We start from the raw sequence: 16,909 nt of genomic DNA, 5'->3' as shown, positions 1-16,909 counted from the left end.
TATGGCAAAAAAAACAAGTAAAAGAAAAACATTAAATATTTTAGATAAAAATAAAAAACATAGCCAATTTGATTATACTGAAATCTTTCGTCATATTCGTACAAACATTGAATTTTCTACAGTAGACAAAGACATTAAATCAATTTGTATTACTTCATCACAAGCTGGTGAAGCAAAAACAACACTATCTATTAACCTTGCTTATATTTTTGCAACAAAATATAATAGAGTTTTATTAATTGATTGTGATTTAAGAAAAAATACTTTACATAAATATATGGGATTATCAAACAAACATGGTTTAACAGATGCTTTACTTGAATATCGTCAAACTAAAAAATTAAATGTTGAATACTTCCAAAGTGTAAATGATCCTTCTTTTGCAGGTACTATGGCTGTTTTAACAAGTGGGATTCATATTCCTAATCCTTCTGAATTATTAGGATCACATGTATTTAAAGATTATATTAATGAATTAAAGAAATCCTTTGATTTCATTATTATTGACTGTGCTCCTATTGGAATGATATCTGATGCCATTCCTGTAGGAAATGCCGTTGACGGGACTATTTTTGCTATTTCTTCACAAGATACTAATAAAAAAGATGCTGCAAATTGTGTAAAACTACTTCAAAGAAATAATGTAAACGTTTTAGGAAGTGTTTTAACAAAAGCAAAATCTCTATCTGGTAGTCATTACTACTATTACTAATATGAAAAAAGTTACTTTTTCTATTACTGTTGTTGTTTTAATTGCTATGATTGTTGGTTTAATTGGTTATGACCGTTTTTCAACAAGTCAAAACGCTAAAAAATACCAATCAGAAGAAAAAACAACAACTACAACAAAAGAAGAAACAACAAAAACAAAAACAAAAAAGAAAAAAAATAGTCAACGTATTTATTGTATTGGTGATAGCTTTACCTTGGGAAGTGAATTTGCTAGTTACCCACTTAATTTAGAATCACTTACAAATAGTGAAATTATTAAATTCGGTGGAAACCAAGATACAACTTTTGATTTATCTATTCGTGTAGGAAGAACAAAGATTTTCGCTAATAATATCACCATCCCTGGTGATAAAGAAGCTGTAGACCTTACTTTCTATAATGAAAAAGGTGAACAAGTAGAAGCTTTAAAAAGTAGTGGATCAAACTTCGATGAAGTTACCATTCAAGGTATTAAAGGAACTTTAGCTTACGATTCATCTCGTAATATTCATACATTTACAAGAGACAAATCTGGAAAAGCTGTTACCCTAACAGCTCCTGCACAAATCGAAGCAACACTTCCTGAATTCAATGAAAATGATATCGTTATTATCTTTTCTGGAAACTATGATAAACAAAACAACCAAGATGTTTATCGTACAATCACTTATCAAAGAGCTATTTTAAACCAAATTAAAACACAAAAATATATTGTTGTATCAATGACATCAAAAAGACAAAACAACCTTGTAAGAGACGATAATAACATCTTAAAAGAAGAACATAAAGATCACTTCTTAGACTTTAGAACTTATCTTCTTACAAATGGCTTAAAAGATGCAAATATTACAGCTACTGAACAAGATCAAAAAGATCTTACAAATAGCTATATCCCATCAAGTCTTCTAAAAGAAGACAAATTCGCAGGTAATGATACATTCAATCAATTACTTGCAAACCAAATCTATCAAAAATTACAAGAACTACAATATATCAAATAGAAAATACCTCCACTGGAGGTATTTTTATATAAAATAAAAGCTCTAGTCTCCCTGAACCCTTATAACGAGAGGTTACTACTAAAGCTTAGTTAACAACTTGTGTACTCATTAAGTACACTTTTATATTATGCTCATTCTTATAGCTCGATATTATCAAAGAAATAATTCTTCATATATTCATCTTTTATTCCAACAAATCTTGGACAATCTGTCCAATGATTTTTAGTTTACAACAATATATAATTTAACTAATTAAAATTATATTAAACATAAGGAAATGAATAATTTATGAAATTAGTACCTATAGGAATTGAAAACTTTAAAGAAATGATTGATAAAAATGCTTATTATGTAGATAAAACAAATCTTATTGAAAATGTATTAAACGAACAGAGTGTCTTTTTTACAAGACCTCGAAGATTTGGAAAGACTCTTAATATGTCGATGCTTTATTATTTCTTTTCTATTAAAGAAAAGGAGAATGCTTATTTATTTAATGGATTAAACATTTCTAAAAATAAAGAAGCTATAAAACATCAAAATCAATATCCAACACTTTTCATTACTTTAAAAGATATGAAAAATAGTTCCTATGAAAAACAAATGAATCGCTTTAAAGAAGTTATTTGTTTGTGTGCAAAAAGTCATCTTGAATTACTTAATAGTGAGAGATTATTAGCTTCTGAAAAGAAACTTTTTCAAAAATATGTTGATAATGAAACAGAAGATAATGAATTAGAAAAACCATTATTCAATATCTCATATTTTCTTTATAAACATTATCATCAAAAAGTCATCATTCTTATTGATGAATATGATGTTCCTTTACAAGCTGCTTATCAATATAACTACTATGATGAGATGGTAGAATTTCTAAGAAGTGTCTTTTCTTCAGTACTTAAAACCAATGATGCTTTAGAAAAAGGAATCATGGCAGGTTGTCTTCGTATTTCTAAAGAAAGTATCTTCACCGGTTTAAATAATTTTAAAGCCTATCCTATTCTTTATAAATCAAAAAATGAGTAAAAAGAAATCTTACAATTATTAAAAGATTATAATCTAACAGATTATGTAGATGAAGTTAAAGAATGGTATGATGGTTATTTATCTGGAAACATCGAAATCTATAATCCTTGGAGTACACTTATGTATGTTAATTGTAAATTAAATAGCTCAGATAACAAACCTATTTCCTTCTGGGCAAATACCAGTGGAAATGATCTTGTTGTCAACTATATTCAAAATGGCAGTGATGAACTTCATGAAGAATTTGAACAACTCATTCAAGGGAAGTCTTTAACGAAATATATCAAACCTGAACTTACTTATCGAGAAATGGATAATATTAATAATATCTATAGTTTTCTTTTACTTACAGGATATTTAAAGATAAAAGAAGATTTAGGAGAAAATAAGTATAAACTGATTATTCCCAATAAAGAAGTCTATGAAATCTATAAACAAACATTCATGTCTTATTTTGAAGACTATACTTTTGTAAGAAAAGAAAATCTTTATCAAAGTCTTGTTAAAGGAGACGTTGATCATGCAAATGAAATACTAGGAGATATCTTATCTAGAAGTATTAGTTACTTTGATAATGAAGAATCTTTTTATCATAGTTTTCTATTAGGACTCTTTAGTGGTAAAAAGATCAAATCAAATCGAGAAGCGGTGCATGGAAGATTTGATCTATGTATCTTTCCTAAACAAATCTTTCAGACAGCACTAATCTTAGAATGTAAACATTCTAAGAGTGTTAAGGATTTAATTAAGGATTCCAGCGAAGGAGCCCAACAAATCATTGATAATAAATATGAAGAAGAAATCATCAATGAGGGATATCTTCATGTAAAAGGATATGGCATATCCTTTTATAAGAAATACTGTTATATTGTAAAAGTGCAAGCTTAAGCCTGCACTTTTATTTATTATGTAAAGATATTTCATTAATTACCTGCTTATATGTTTTTCCTTGTCGATCAACAAATAAAACAGAACCATCATCTAATAGCTTTTGAAAACAAACTTCTCCATAATCACCATATTCTACCCATTGATCTTTTAAATAAGAAATACTATTAGCGTATTCTAAAACCTTATGAAACTGATTTGTTTGATATAAATTATAATAAATCAACATAAATGTTTTCAGTCCAATAGCAAGTTTAGATATTTTATACTCTTTATGAGTAATTTGTTTCATTGATTGAAAATCTTCATTATTAACATTCAATCCTATTCCTACAATAACTCCTTTTAAATCAGGATCTAAGATCGTTTCTACTAAAATACCACAAATCTTTTTTCCATCAACATAAATATCATTCGGCCATTTAATCGTTGCTTTAATACGATTGCGATCAAGTAAACCAACAACACTACATGTTGCTAATTGTGTCATTTTCCAAGCATCTTCTATTTTATGAAAATCTTTAAATAAAAAACTCATAATCAAATTCTCATTTGCATGGCTTTCCCAAACATGACCATTTCTACCTCTACCTTTTGTTTGATATTTGGCAGTGACACATGTTTGCATAGGTAAATTTTGATATTCTCTTTTTAAATAATCATTTGTTGAATCAACTTCTTCTAGCTCTATCAGTTTCATAGTTTCACCTCTTTATCATGATAAAATAAAAAAAATTGCAATTCAAGATTATTGAATTGCAAATGTAAGTTCAGCTTTGCAAACAACTTTACCATTTACTTTTGCAATAGCTTCACCAATTCCTACGGGTCCTTTTTGTTTAGTAAGAACACATTCCATTTCTAAAACATCCCCTGGTGTTACTTGCCCTTTAAAACGACAATTTTTAATACCACCAAAAAAAGCAATTTTTCCTTTATTTTCTTCTTTTGATAAAATAGCAATACATCCTACTTGTGCCAAAGCTTCAACGATCAAAACTCCTGGCATGACATGATGACTTGGAAAATGTCCACAAAAATGCATTTCATTAACACTGACACATTTGATTCCTTTAGCATACTCACCTGGTTTATAATCTGTAATTCGATCTACTAAAGCAAAAGGATAACGATGAGGATTGATTTCTTGTATTTGATTACTATTAAGTTCCATTACTCTTCTCCATATTTCTTAAAAATAATTGAGGCATTATGCCCTCCAAAACCTAATGAATTTGACATTACATAATTTAATACTTGTTTTCTTCCATGATTTGCAACAATATCTAAATCGCATTCTTCATCAAAATTTTGATAATTAATAGTTGCTGGAATAAAGTTATCTTCTAATGCTTTAACACATAAAACAGCTTCAATTCCACCAGCAGCTCCTAAACAATGACCTGTATTTCCTTTTGTTGAAGATACAGCTACTTTATGAGCATGATTTTTAAAAGCTTTTTTGATTGCAGCCGTTTCTAACTTATCATTCATCGGTGTTGATGTTCCATGAGCATTAATATAATCAATTTGATTAGCTTCAAGAGAAGCATCTTGAAGTGCATTGATCATGGCTTTAGCACCTCCAATACCTTCAGGAGCTGGAGCTGTCATATGATAAGCATCACAACTAACACCATAACCTACCATTTCGCAATAAATATGTGCCCCTCTTGCTTTAGCATGTTCAAGTTCTTCTAAAACAAGCATTCCTGCTCCTTCACCCATGACAAAACCATTTCTTTCTTTATCAAAAGGAATGGAGGCATGTTTGGGATCATGTGATTCACTTAAAGCTTTCATTGATGTAAAACCACCAATACCCAGAGGGGTAATGCTTGCTTCGCAACCTCCAGCAATGGTTACATCTAAATAACCATCACGAATATTTCTAAAGGCATCACCAATAGCATTTGTTCCTCCCGCACAAGCTGTTACAGGACATGTAGCAAGTCCTTGTGCTTTAAAGGCAATGGCAATTTGACCAGCTGCTAAATTAACAATGGTCATAGGAATAAAGTATGGAGAAACACGATCAAATCCTTTCTTTAAACCACGTTGATGATTTTCTTCAATAGATCCTAATCCTCCAATACCACTTGATACTACTACCCCAAAACGATCATGATTTATAGAATCTATCTCTAATTTAGAATCTTTGATAGCTTCTTTAGCTGCAATCAGTCCATATTGAATAAATTTATCCATTTTACGAACATCTTTTTTATCTAAATATTCAGTAGCTTCAAAGTCCTTTAATTCACCTGCTACTTTTACCTTCATATTTGAAGTATCAAATGATTGAATCAAATCAATCCCACATTGATGATTTAAAATACCCTTCCATGTATCATTTACATTATTTCCAATAGGTGTTAAAGCACCTATTCCTGTTACGACAACTCTTCTTTTCATATGCTTCTCCTTTACATAGCCATGCCACCATCAACATGTAATGTTTGTCCAGTAATGTACTTTGCTTCATCACTTGCTAGAAAAACAACTGCATTTGCAATATCTTGAACACTTCCAAATGTTCCTAAAGGAATTTGACTTTTCATTTGTTCTTTAATTTCATCACTTAAAACATCTGTCATTGCTGTTTGAATATAACCTGGTGCTACTGCATTAACAGTAATACCACGACTTCCAACTTCTCTAGCAAGAGACATTGTCATTCCAATAATTCCTGATTTACTAGCAGCATAATTGACTTGTCCTGCATTTCCCATAACACCTACAACAGATGACATGGAAACAATACGTCCATATTTTTGTTTCATCATTAATTTTGTCGCATGTTTCATACAATTCCATGTTCCTTTTAAATTGACATCAATAACTGTATCAAAATCATTTTCTTTCATGCGTAACATTAAGCCATCTTTTGTAATTCCTGCATTATTAATTAAAATATCCAATCTTCCATATTCATTTTTAATTGTTTTAAACATCTCTAATGTTTCATCATAACTTGCTACGTTTGCAGGTAAGATTTCACATTTTCCTCCAAGACTTTCAATTTCATTTTTTGTCATTTGAGCAATTTCTTGATTATTCCCTAAATCTATATAATTAATTAAAACAAAAGCACCATTTAAAGCTAATGTTTTAGCAATTTCTTTACCAATACCTTGTCCTCCACCTGTAACAAGAGCAATTTTATTTTCTAATCTCATTTTATTCTCCCTTCAAAGCTTTCACTGTTTTTTTCAATGATTCCATATCTTCTATTTGATAAAGCTGAATACTTCGATCTATCTTTCTAACAAAACCACTTAATACCTTTCCTGGTCCTACTTCAATGATCGTATCAACACCTTGATCTATCATATAGCGAATACTTTTTTCAAAGTAAACAGATGACATCACTTGCTTTTCTAAAATTTCTGGTATTGATTGATCTTCGATTTCATGACCTAAAGTATTAAAAATAACAGGTATTTTCATTTCATGAAAAGTTTCTTTTTTAAATCTTTCTTTTAAAGCAAGTGACGCTTCTTTTAATAAAGAAGTATGAAAAGGTCCACTCGTATTTAAAGAAATCACTCTTCTTGCTTTATTTTCTAAAGCTAATTCTTTAACTTTTTCCACAGCCTTCTTTTCACCAGCAACAACAAGTTGACCAGGGCAATTATAATTAGAAATAGAAACAACTCCTAATGAACTTGCTTGATGACATAAATCTTGTAAAAGTTCTTCCTTCATTCCTAAAACGGCAATCATTTCACTTTCAATTCCTGATACTGCTTCTTGCATGACTTTTCCTCTAAAGCGTGCAAGATCAATAACTTGTTTCCTTTCAAAAACACCTGCACAATATAATGCTGAATATTCCCCTAAAGAAAGACCAGCTGTATAGTCAGGAACAATCCCTTGTTCCTTTAATAAATCTGTAATGATTGTTGCAACCATCACCATACATGGTTGGGTATATGGTGTATAAGATAGTTTTTCAAGTGGTCCATTAAAACATAATTCCTTTAAATCTTCATTTTGATCAAAGATTTCACGAGGATAAAATGATTTTCCCATTCCCACAACTTGACTTCCTTGACCAGCATAAATAATTCCTAATTTCATTTGTCATCCTCCATTAATTCACGAATCACTTCATCAACATGCATCAAATGATCTTGCCTATAACCATGAGCTCCTGTAAAAATAAGACCATCTTCTAAATTTCCTTTAACAGCTTCTATTAAAGCTCTTGAAATACAATAAGGTGTATTTTTAACATCACAAGGAATTAAACATTGATAACATTTTTTAACAGGTATTTTTTCTTTCTTGGTTTTTTTAACAAAACTATTTTGCATTGCTCTTCCTGGCATTCCAACAGGAGAAGAAACAAAACCAATATCTTCCTTTATAGCTTTTAAGAAGGCTTCTTTATATTTGATAGAAGCATCACATTCATAAGTTGTAATAAAACGTGTTGCTACTTGAATACCATCGACACCTAGATCAAAGAAATGCTTAACATCACTTCTTTGACTGATTCCTCCTGCTACAAAAATAGGAATGTTCAATTTATTATTTTCTACAATTTCTTCAACATCTTTAAAAATTTCTTCTAAACTTTGGCATGTTTGATTTTCTAAGTCTTCTTTTTTAAATCCTAAATGTCCCCCTGCTTGACTTCCTTCAATAACAATAAAATCTGGTGTACGTTGATATTTTTTGAGCCAATGTTTTATGATTACCTTACAGGCTTTACCACTTGAAACAATTGGAGCAATTAAAACATCATGATCTTTTACCAATTCTGGTAAACGTAAAGGAAGCCCAGCTCCTGAAATAATAGCATCAACTTTACTCTCTAATGCTGCATTGATCAATTCCTCATAATCTTTTAAAGCAACCATCGCATTGATGGCTACTAAACCTTTTCCTTGAGAAAGCTTTTGTGCTTTTAAAATTTCTTTTTTTAAAGCACGAATATTTGCTTGACGATGATTACTTTCAAAATCATCTTCCTTGTATCCTGGATGCGCTGTAGAAATAACCCCCATCGCCCCACACTTAGCAACATGTCCTGCCAAATTTCCTAGAGAAACACCAACACCCATTCCTCCTTGAATTAAAGGGACAGTTAGGCTTTTTTGATTGATTTCTAACATTTTAAATCTCCAAATTTGAATAAGTTTCTTGTAACTCACTCATCATTTCTTCTAAAATTTGTTTAACGGGTTTAATTTCATGAATCATTCCTGCAACTTGTCCTGCCATCAAAGAACCTTCATCAACATTTCCCTCAAAAACAGCTTTTTTTAATGAACCTAAAGTATATTTTTCAAGTTCCATCATATCTGCTCCAGCTTTTTCTTTTTGAATATAAGCTTTTGCCATTTTATTTTTTAAGATTCTTACTGGTGTTCCATTAATTCTTCCTGTAACAGTTGTCGAAGTATCTTTCGCTTTTAAAATCGCTTGTTTATAATTTTCATGAATTGGACATTCTTTACTTGCGAGTAAAACTGTTCCAATTTGTACACCACAAGCACCTAAAGCATAAGCCGCTAACATTTGCTTGCCACTGGCAATTCCTCCTGCAGCAATAACAGGAATAGAAACATTACTTACAACTTGAGGAACAAGCGCCATAGTCGTTGCCTCACCAATATGTCCCCCTGCTTCACAACCCTCAACAATTAAACCATCCACGCCTGCACGTTCTAATCTTTTAGCAAGAGCCACACTAGGAACAACAGGTAAAATTTTAATTCCTGCTTCTTTCCACATTTTTATATATACACCTGGATTTCCAGCACCAGTTGTCACAACTGGGACATGTTCATCAATAACGATTTGTGCCATTTCTTTGGCATCTGGATTGAGTAACATAATATTGACACCAAAAGGTTGATTTGTTAATTTTTTACATGCTTGAATTTCTGCTTTTAACATTTTAGCATTCATTCCTCCAGCTCCAATCAAACCCAAACCTCCTGCATTAGAAACACTCGCAGCAAAGGCACCGGTAGCAATATTGGCCATTCCTCCTTGAATAATAGGATATTTAATATTTAATAACTCATTTAATTTCATTTTGTTCTCCTTACCATTCCATTAAAATTGCACCCCAAGTAAGTCCTCCACCAAAGCCAACGAGAATGATTTTCATTCCTTTTTGAAGTAACCCTTGTTCATTCATCTTCGCTAAAGCTAACGGAATACTTGCTGCTGAGGTGTTTCCATATTCTTGTAAGTTCATATAAAACTTTTCACTTGAACATTGATATTTTTTATAAACATGTTTAATAATTCTTTCATTTGCTTGATGACAAATTACATAATCAATATCATTTAATGTCATCTTTGCTTGGTTTAAGACATGATCAATACTTAAAGGAATTGCTTTAATAGCAAATTTAAAAACATCTTGACCTTTCATTTTTAAATAATCATTTCTTTTAGAAAATAGTACTTCTTCATTTCCATCACTATCTAAATAACTAAAAAAAAGCTTTTGACTTTTTTTAATCAACGTAGCGGCTGCACCATCTCCAAATAAAATACACGTATTACGATCTTGATAATCTACAATAGAGCTTAATTGTTCACTTCCAATAACAAGTCCATATTGATTTTCTTCTAACAAGCTTTGAGCAACTTTTAAAGCATAAACATAACCACTACAAGCAACATTAATATCAAAACACATCATTGATTGATGATTTAAACCTAAAGCTTTTTGTACAAGACAGGCATTACTTGGCGTATTATTTTCTGGTGTCATCGTAGCTACAATAATTAAAGCAAGTTGACTTAAATCTTGATTTTGAGTTGCTTTTTTAGCAGCTTCAATAGCTAGAAAAGCACTTGATTTATCTGAAAGATGTCTTTTTAAAATACCAGTTCGTGAAACAATCCATTCATTAGATGTTTCTACCATTTGTTCAAGTTGTTGATTATCTAAAGTCTTTTCAATTTTGGCATAACCTGTAGAAACAATTTCAATTCCATTCATCTTTTTCTCCTTTAAAATACTTGTCCTATCTTTCTATATTTTTCATAACGTTTATTAATCAATTGAGATGTTGATAACTTTTGTAATTCTTTAAGATTTGTATTTAAATATTCTTTTATTTGTCGATAAACTTCATAACTTTCAACAGTAGCCCCTTTTAAATCTTCATCTATGATATGATCAATAATATGACGCTCATAAAGATCCTTAGCTGTTAATTTCATTAAGCTTGCAGCCTCTGCAACGCGCTTTCCTTCTTGATCTTTCCATAAAATAGAAGCAAATCCTTCAGGAGATAAAATCGAATAAACACTATTTTCTAACATGACTAAGCGATCACTCACACTTAAAGCCAAAGCTCCTCCAGAACCTCCCTCACCAATAACAATAGTAATAATAGGAACTTTTAAAAGAGACATTTCTAAAAGATTTCGAGCAATTGCTTCTCCAATTCCATGCATTTCTGCTTCCATTCCTGGATAAGCTCCTGGAGTATCGACAAAAGCAATAATAGGACGTTTAAATTTTTCTGCCTGTTTCATTAAGCGCATTGCCTTTCGATAGCCTTCTGGTGAAGACATTCCAAAATTACATTTTAAATTATCTTCTAAAGTTTTTCCTTTTAAATGACCAATAATTGTTACAGGTTGTTGATTAAATAACCCAATGCCTCCAACAATTGAACCATCATCTTTTGCTAAACGATCTCCATGTAATTCAATAAAATCATCAAAGAGATGATTGATATAATCTTTAATATTTGGTCGTGTACTTTTTCTAGCAAGATAAACATGATCATAAGGTGAAAGATGTTGATAATATTCTTCTTGTTTTTTGATTTGACTTTCGATTTCTTTTTTTCTTTCTTGATTGCAATCAAGAAGTTCTTTTTGTAACTTTTCAATTTCTTTTTCTACTTGACTTAAAGACATCTTTATGCCCCCTTACCATGCATTTTTAAAATTCTAATAAGTGTTGAACGCATTTCTTGACGTTTCACAATTAAATCAACAAATCCTTGTTCTTCCATAAATTCCGTTGTTTGAAAGTTTTCCGGTAATTTTTGTTTAAGCGTACTTTCAATGACACGTCTTCCTGCAAATCCAATCAATGCTTGAGGTTCACCAATAATAATATCTCCTAAGCTTGCAAATGAAGCTGTTACTCCTCCTGTTGTTGGATGGGTAATATAGGAAATATAAAGTAAACCTGCTTGATGATGTCTAGCAAGAGCTGAGGAGGTTTTTGTCATTTGCATTAAAGAATAAATTCCTTCTTGCATTCTAGCGCCTCCTGAAGCTGTAAAAATAATGAGTGGATACTTTCTTTTGGTTGCATGTTCAATAGCTTTCGTGATTTTATCACCTACAATAGAAGACATACTACCCATTAAAAAACGTGAATCCATCACACAAGTAATCACCTTTGTCCCATTTATTTTTCCACTTGCTACAACAACAGCTTCATTTAAACCTGTTTTTTGTTGTAGAAATTCTAATTTTTCATCGTATCCGGGAAATTCTAAAGGATTTACTCTTTGTGTACTTTTATAGAGTTCTTTATATTTTCCTTGATCATAAATCATTTCTAATCTTTCATAAGCAGTGATCTTTAAATGATTTCCACAATGAGGACAAACTGACATATTTTTTTTAAGTTTACTTGTAAGAATCAATTCTTTACACTTTGGACATTTTGTATAAAGTCCTTCAGGAACTTCTTTTCTTTCATTTTCTCTTTTTTTTCTTAATGACTTAAATAAATGAAGTTTTTCTTTTCTTTCCTTAAATAACTGTTCCATCATCTTTCATTCACCAACTCATCTAAATGTTTTTCAATAAAACTTGTATCAAAATTTCCTTTGACATAATCACTTTCATGTAAAATCAAATACTGTAATTCTTGATTCGTATCAATACCATCAATCACTAATTCACTTAAGACCCTACGCATTTTACGAATTGCTTCAATACGATTTCTTCCATGAACGATTACCTTAGCAATCATTGAATCATAATGAGAAGACACTTGATAACCTTGATATAAAGTTGTATCAATACGTACCCCAAAACCTCCTGGAATATGTAAACTACTAACAATCCCTGGTGAAGGTCTAAAACCTTCTTGAGGATTTTCAGCATTGATTCGACATTCAAGGGCATGTCCCTTTAATTCAATATCACTTTGTTTATAATTCAATTTTAAATGTGCAGCTATTCTAATTTGTTCACGAACCAAATCAACCCCCGTTACCATCTCTGTTACTGGATGTTCAACTTGAATACGCGTATTCATCTCAATAAAATAATATTTTCCATCCGGTGCTAAAACAAATTCAATCGTTCCTGCATTAACATATCCTACTTTTTTAGCTGCTTTGATAGAATCATTTCCCATCTTTTCTCGAAGCTCTTGACTTAAAGCTTTACTTGGAGATTCTTCCATCATCTTTTGGTTTCTTCTTTGAATTGAACAATCTCTTTCTCCTAAATGAATAACATTACCAAAATGATCAGCTAAAATTTGAAATTCAATATGTTTAGGATTTAAAATCAATTTTTCCATATACATATCATCATCACCAAAACAAGCCTTTGCCTCTGCTTTAGCTGTTAAATAAGCATTTTCAAAATCTTCTTCCTTAAAACATTTTCTCATACCTCTTCCACCACCACCGGCAGAAGCTTTAATTAAAACCGGATAACCAATCTTTCTAGCAATTTCTTTTCCTTGACTGACAGATTCAATACTGCCATCACTTCCAGGAACAACTGGAACTCCTGCTTCGATCATCATTTGTCGAGCAACGCTTTTATTCCCCATTTGATCAATCACATCACCACTTGGACCAATAAAAGTCATACCACATTTTTCAACAAGTCTGGCAAACGTCGAATTTTCAGATAAATAACCAAATCCAGGATGAATTGCATCACACCCTGATAAAGTAGCTACTGATAAAATATTTTCCATATTTAAATAACTCTCACTACTTTTAGCAGGTCCAATACAGTAAGCTTCATCTGCTAATTGAACATGTAAAGAAGTGGCATCTGCTGAAGAATAAACAGCAACGGCTTCAATTCCCATTTCTTTACAACAACGAATAATTCTAACGGCTATTTCACCGCGATTAGCAATCAATATCTTTTTAAACATTTTCTTCAATAACCATTAAAGCTTGATCATATTCTACAAGCGCTTCATTTTCTACAAGAATTGATGTAACCGTTCCATCACATGGTGCCTTAATTTCATTCATCACCTTCATTGCTTCAATAATACAAACAATATCTCCTTTTTTAACTGTCTTTCCAACAGTAACATACGGATCACTTTCAGGTGAACTTGCACCATAGAAAACACCTACAATTGGTGATTTTACAGGCGTACCTGTAGGCTCTTTAGTGTTTACTTCTGCAACCATTTTATTTTCTTTTTCTAATGGTTTTACATATTCAACTTTTTCACTTTCTTTTTCTAATTCTATTTTTAAATCATCTATTTCTACTTTCATTTTAGTGACATTTGATTGATCAAACTCACTCATAATTTGTTTAATAAAATCTAATTTCATAGCATTCTCCTTTATTTGAAGTTCAAAGCATATAGTAAAATAATAAGCTTTGAAATTCAAAGCTTATTATAAAATATATAGTCGCCTCAGCGACACCTCTTTACTATTTGTTTGCTTCAATATAATCTACGATATCTTTAACAGTTTTCATGTTAGAAGCAACTTCATCTGGAATTTCTACTTCAAATTCTTCTTCAATTTGCATAATTAATTCAACAGCATCTAAAGAATCAGCTTCTAAATCATCTTTTAAATTTGCTTCCATTGTAACTTGACTTTCATCACAACTTAATGAATCAACAATGATCTCTTTTACTTTTTCAAAATCCATTTTACTTTCCTCCTTGAATACGATTTGTATTATACACGAAGAACATAAAATGTAAATACTTTGAAGTTCAAATTTATTTATTTTTTTAATTTTATTTGATTTCATCAGTGTTTTTTTATTTAAAATATTTTTTTTAAAGAGGATAAATCATTGATTTATCCTATTATTCTTTATGAAATACCCACTTTGTTTGTGCACTATAACTGAGTAAAAATAACAGTAAATCCCCTACTGGTTTCGCAAGTTTTTCTGACATGATATTAAAAATCGATGCCACATAAACAAATAAAGTAGATAAAATTGTAATAATAACTGTTAGAATCAAAAAACGAATAGCTGTCTGTTTAGTTTCAGTTCTTTCTTTAAAAACAATCTTTTTATTGTAAATGTAATTTTCAATAGTTGAAATAACACGGGCTACAAGACTAGCAATAGCAATACGCCAAAAATCACTTGTCATCCATATTTTTAAAACATCTAATAAAATCCACGCTAATAAAACATCTATTATAGAACTAATAATAGAGGAAGATACAAAGCGAATAAGATGTAAGAAGATAACATAAATAATTTGAGAAGTTTTATTTTTTGGATGAAAAGCTTCTTGTGATAATTTTTTGACCTTGATTTCTTCTATATCATGTTGATTTTGTACTTGATCTATTAAAGCTTGTACTTCATAACAGTTTTCATCAACTTCTAGCATTTCATCTAAATAAGATGTTGAAAAGCCAAACAATTCACTGTCGACATTGATAAATTTTTGATTATAAATAAGTGAAAATAATTGAGATAGAATCTTTTTCCCTTGATGATGCACAAAATAGAATTTAGATGCATCCTCATTAATTGATTGACTCATTTGATCAATTAAATTTAAATCATATTCATTTTCTAAAATAAGAATTCCTTTTTTATCCTTTAAGTGTTCTTTTACATACTGATATCCCTTTTTTAAAGCATAGCCTTTTCCTTTAAAATGTGGATAATTAATGATTTTACAGTCATAGACCATCCTTTCAAAAACAGCGTGATAATTTTCATCAGAGCCATCATTAATTACAACAACATCATAATTTTTTTCTTTTAACTTTTTAACATAGTTTATAATCCTCTCCCTAGGATTATAAACTGGTATTAAAATAACCATTTTACTAAACATATTCATCCCTCATCATATCTATGATACATGAATGTGTTTTAAAGTACAAACCTATGAGAAAAAATTATTCTTAATTTTTCTTAATAATTAATTTATGAGTTTCTAGTTATTTACTATTTTTTATGCTAAACTACTTTTGTTTAAAAGGGAGAGAGTTTATGAATTTTAAAAAGAATTATAAAGGAATGTTATTATGTTTGATTATTGCCATTCCTTGTTGGTTTTTAGGAAAGAAGTTTCCTATTGTAGGTGGTCCTGTCTTTGGAATTATTCTTGGAATGATCATTACTTTATTTATTAAAGATAAAAATGACTTACAATCAGGAATTACTTTTACCTCAAAGAAGATTTTACAATATGCGGTTATCTTGTTAGGATTTGGAATGAACCTATCTGTTGTATTACAAACAGGTAAACAATCATTACCAATCATTCTAGCAACGATTTCTACATCACTTATTGTTTCTTATGTATTACATAAAGCAATGAAGATACCAAGTAAGATATCCACACTTATTGGTGTAGGATCTTCGATTTGTGGTGGTTCAGCCATTGCAGCAACAGCACCCGTGATTGAAGCGAGCGATGAAGAAGTAGCTCAAAGTATTTCTGTTATCTTTTTATTTAATATGATTGCTGCATTATTGTTTCCTACTCTTGGAACAGTTCTTGGTTTTTCTACAAAGAGTGGTGAAGCATTTGGTATTTTTGCTGGAACAGCCATTAATGATACATCTTCAGTTACTGCTGCAGCTTCTACATGGGATTCAATGTACCATCTACAAAGTGCTACTTTAGATAAAGCTGTTACTGTAAAACTTACAAGAACACTGGCTATTATTCCTATTACTTTAGTATTATCTTTTTTTAAGTTAAGAAAGAATAAAGATGGTCAAAAGGTTAATTTAAAGAAAGTTTTTCCTTTCTTTATTATTTATTTTATTTTAGCTTCACTTATTACAACAATATCCATTCATATGGGTGTATCTGCTAATTTCTTTACACCATTTAAAGAATTAAGTAAATTCTTTATTGTTCTAGCAATGGTGGCTATAGGACTGAATACAAATGTTATTCAATTAATTAAAAAAGGTGGAAAACCTATATTATTAGGATTTATTTGTTGGATCAGTATTACCTGTATGAGTTTATTTATGCAACATATATTAGGAATTTGGTAAAAGCTCTTAGGAGCTTTTTTTGTTAAGAATATGTTAAGTCTATATACATTACCTTAAGA

At 30.4% G+C, this 16,909-nt stretch carries 19 protein-coding genes; 5 read left to right on the top strand and 14 right to left on the bottom strand.

Annotated features, from left to right (window positions below):
* The first annotated feature begins 1 nt into the window (after nucleotide 1).
* The 4 genes from C7U54_RS08745 to C7U54_RS15215 all read left to right on the top strand — a co-directional run bounded on the left by C7U54_RS08745 (nucleotide 2) and on the right by C7U54_RS15215 (nucleotide 3,626).
* Nucleotides 2-712: a CpsD/CapB family tyrosine-protein kinase gene (locus C7U54_RS08745; protein ID WP_107030027.1), complete on the top strand. Its 711-nt coding sequence runs from the start codon at nucleotides 2-4 to the stop codon at nucleotides 710-712.
* 1 nt (nucleotide 713) lies between these two features.
* Entirely contained in the window at nucleotides 714-1,712 is a 999-nt protein-coding gene (locus tag C7U54_RS08740; protein ID WP_107030026.1) for a hypothetical protein, read from the top strand.
* A gap of 288 nt (nucleotides 1,713-2,000) precedes the next feature.
* Nucleotides 2,001-2,738, top strand: a complete 738-nt coding sequence (locus C7U54_RS15220) for an AAA family ATPase (RefSeq protein ID WP_241522596.1) — start codon at nucleotides 2,001-2,003, stop codon at nucleotides 2,736-2,738.
* 120 nt (nucleotides 2,739-2,858) lie between these two features.
* Nucleotides 2,859-3,626, top strand: a complete 768-nt coding sequence (locus C7U54_RS15215; protein ID WP_241522595.1) for a PD-(D/E)XK nuclease domain-containing protein — start codon at nucleotides 2,859-2,861, stop codon at nucleotides 3,624-3,626.
* Between the two features lie 10 nt (nucleotides 3,627-3,636).
* Here the strand turns inward: C7U54_RS15215 and C7U54_RS08730 are convergent, their stop codons facing one another.
* The 14 genes from C7U54_RS08730 to C7U54_RS08665 all read right to left on the bottom strand — a co-directional run bounded on the left by C7U54_RS08730 (nucleotide 3,637) and on the right by C7U54_RS08665 (nucleotide 15,669).
* Nucleotides 3,637-4,326 (bottom strand): biotin--[acetyl-CoA-carboxylase] ligase, encoded by a 690-nt coding sequence (locus C7U54_RS08730; RefSeq protein WP_107030025.1) that lies wholly within the window; start codon nucleotides 4,324-4,326, stop codon nucleotides 3,637-3,639.
* Nucleotides 4,327-4,374: 48 nt separating this feature from the next.
* Entirely contained in the window at nucleotides 4,375-4,800 is a 426-nt protein-coding gene (gene fabZ, locus C7U54_RS08725; RefSeq protein WP_022000687.1) for a 3-hydroxyacyl-ACP dehydratase FabZ, read from the bottom strand.
* Nucleotides 4,800-6,041: a beta-ketoacyl-ACP synthase II gene (gene fabF / locus C7U54_RS08720; protein ID WP_107030024.1), complete on the bottom strand. Its 1,242-nt coding sequence runs from the start codon at nucleotides 6,039-6,041 to the stop codon at nucleotides 4,800-4,802. Before fabF ends, fabZ begins: the two co-directional genes overlap by 1 nt.
* A gap of 11 nt (nucleotides 6,042-6,052) precedes the next feature.
* Nucleotides 6,053-6,805 (bottom strand): 3-oxoacyl-[acyl-carrier-protein] reductase, encoded by a 753-nt coding sequence (gene fabG, locus C7U54_RS08715; protein WP_107030023.1) that lies wholly within the window; start codon nucleotides 6,803-6,805, stop codon nucleotides 6,053-6,055.
* A gap of 1 nt (nucleotide 6,806) precedes the next feature.
* Nucleotides 6,807-7,709, bottom strand: coding sequence for an ACP S-malonyltransferase (gene fabD / locus C7U54_RS08710; protein WP_107030022.1), 903 nt, complete (start codon nucleotides 7,707-7,709; stop codon nucleotides 6,807-6,809).
* On the bottom strand, nucleotides 7,706-8,749 hold the full coding sequence (locus tag C7U54_RS08705; protein ID WP_107030021.1) for an NAD(P)H-dependent flavin oxidoreductase: 1,044 nt from the start codon (nucleotides 8,747-8,749) through the stop codon (nucleotides 7,706-7,708). The genes fabD and C7U54_RS08705 overlap by 4 nt, the downstream gene beginning before the upstream one ends.
* 1 nt (nucleotide 8,750) lies before the next feature.
* Nucleotides 8,751-9,677, bottom strand: a complete 927-nt coding sequence (locus C7U54_RS08700) for a DUF561 domain-containing protein (RefSeq protein WP_107030020.1) — start codon at nucleotides 9,675-9,677, stop codon at nucleotides 8,751-8,753.
* Between the two features lie 10 nt (nucleotides 9,678-9,687).
* Nucleotides 9,688-10,599: a beta-ketoacyl-ACP synthase III gene (locus C7U54_RS08695; protein ID WP_107030019.1), complete on the bottom strand. Its 912-nt coding sequence runs from the start codon at nucleotides 10,597-10,599 to the stop codon at nucleotides 9,688-9,690.
* Between the two features lie 11 nt (nucleotides 10,600-10,610).
* Nucleotides 10,611-11,531 (bottom strand): acetyl-CoA carboxylase carboxyltransferase subunit alpha, encoded by a 921-nt coding sequence (locus C7U54_RS08690; protein ID WP_022000694.1) that lies wholly within the window; start codon nucleotides 11,529-11,531, stop codon nucleotides 10,611-10,613.
* A gap of 2 nt (nucleotides 11,532-11,533) precedes the next feature.
* Nucleotides 11,534-12,400, bottom strand: coding sequence for an acetyl-CoA carboxylase, carboxyltransferase subunit beta (accD, locus tag C7U54_RS08685; RefSeq protein WP_107030047.1), 867 nt, complete (start codon nucleotides 12,398-12,400; stop codon nucleotides 11,534-11,536).
* Nucleotides 12,400-13,758, bottom strand: a complete 1,359-nt coding sequence (locus tag C7U54_RS08680) for an acetyl-CoA carboxylase biotin carboxylase subunit (protein ID WP_107030018.1) — start codon at nucleotides 13,756-13,758, stop codon at nucleotides 12,400-12,402. Before C7U54_RS08680 ends, accD begins: the two co-directional genes overlap by 1 nt.
* Entirely contained in the window at nucleotides 13,751-14,176 is a 426-nt protein-coding gene (locus tag C7U54_RS08675; protein WP_022000697.1) for an acetyl-CoA carboxylase biotin carboxyl carrier protein, read from the bottom strand. The genes C7U54_RS08680 and C7U54_RS08675 overlap by 8 nt, the downstream gene beginning before the upstream one ends.
* A gap of 103 nt (nucleotides 14,177-14,279) precedes the next feature.
* Nucleotides 14,280-14,507 carry an acyl carrier protein gene (gene acpP / locus C7U54_RS08670; protein ID WP_022000698.1) on the bottom strand — a complete coding sequence of 76 codons (228 nt, stop codon included), beginning with the start codon at nucleotides 14,505-14,507 and terminating at the stop codon, nucleotides 14,280-14,282.
* A 163-nt stretch (nucleotides 14,508-14,670) separates the two neighbouring features.
* Entirely contained in the window at nucleotides 14,671-15,669 is a 999-nt protein-coding gene (locus tag C7U54_RS08665; protein WP_162297505.1) for a GtrA family protein, read from the bottom strand.
* A 158-nt stretch (nucleotides 15,670-15,827) separates the two neighbouring features.
* Between C7U54_RS08665 and C7U54_RS08660 the strand changes: the two genes are divergently transcribed.
* Entirely contained in the window at nucleotides 15,828-16,850 is a 1,023-nt protein-coding gene (locus C7U54_RS08660) for a YeiH family protein (protein WP_107030016.1), read from the top strand.
* Nucleotides 16,851-16,909 lie beyond the last annotated feature (59 nt).

It is taken from the genome of Faecalibacillus intestinalis (assembly GCF_003024685.1).
Taxonomy (GTDB): Bacteria; Bacillota_I; Bacilli_A; order Erysipelotrichales; family Coprobacillaceae; genus Faecalibacillus; species Faecalibacillus intestinalis.
Note: the sequence above shows the minus strand (reverse complement) of the source record. Positions and strands in the feature narration are given on the sequence as shown.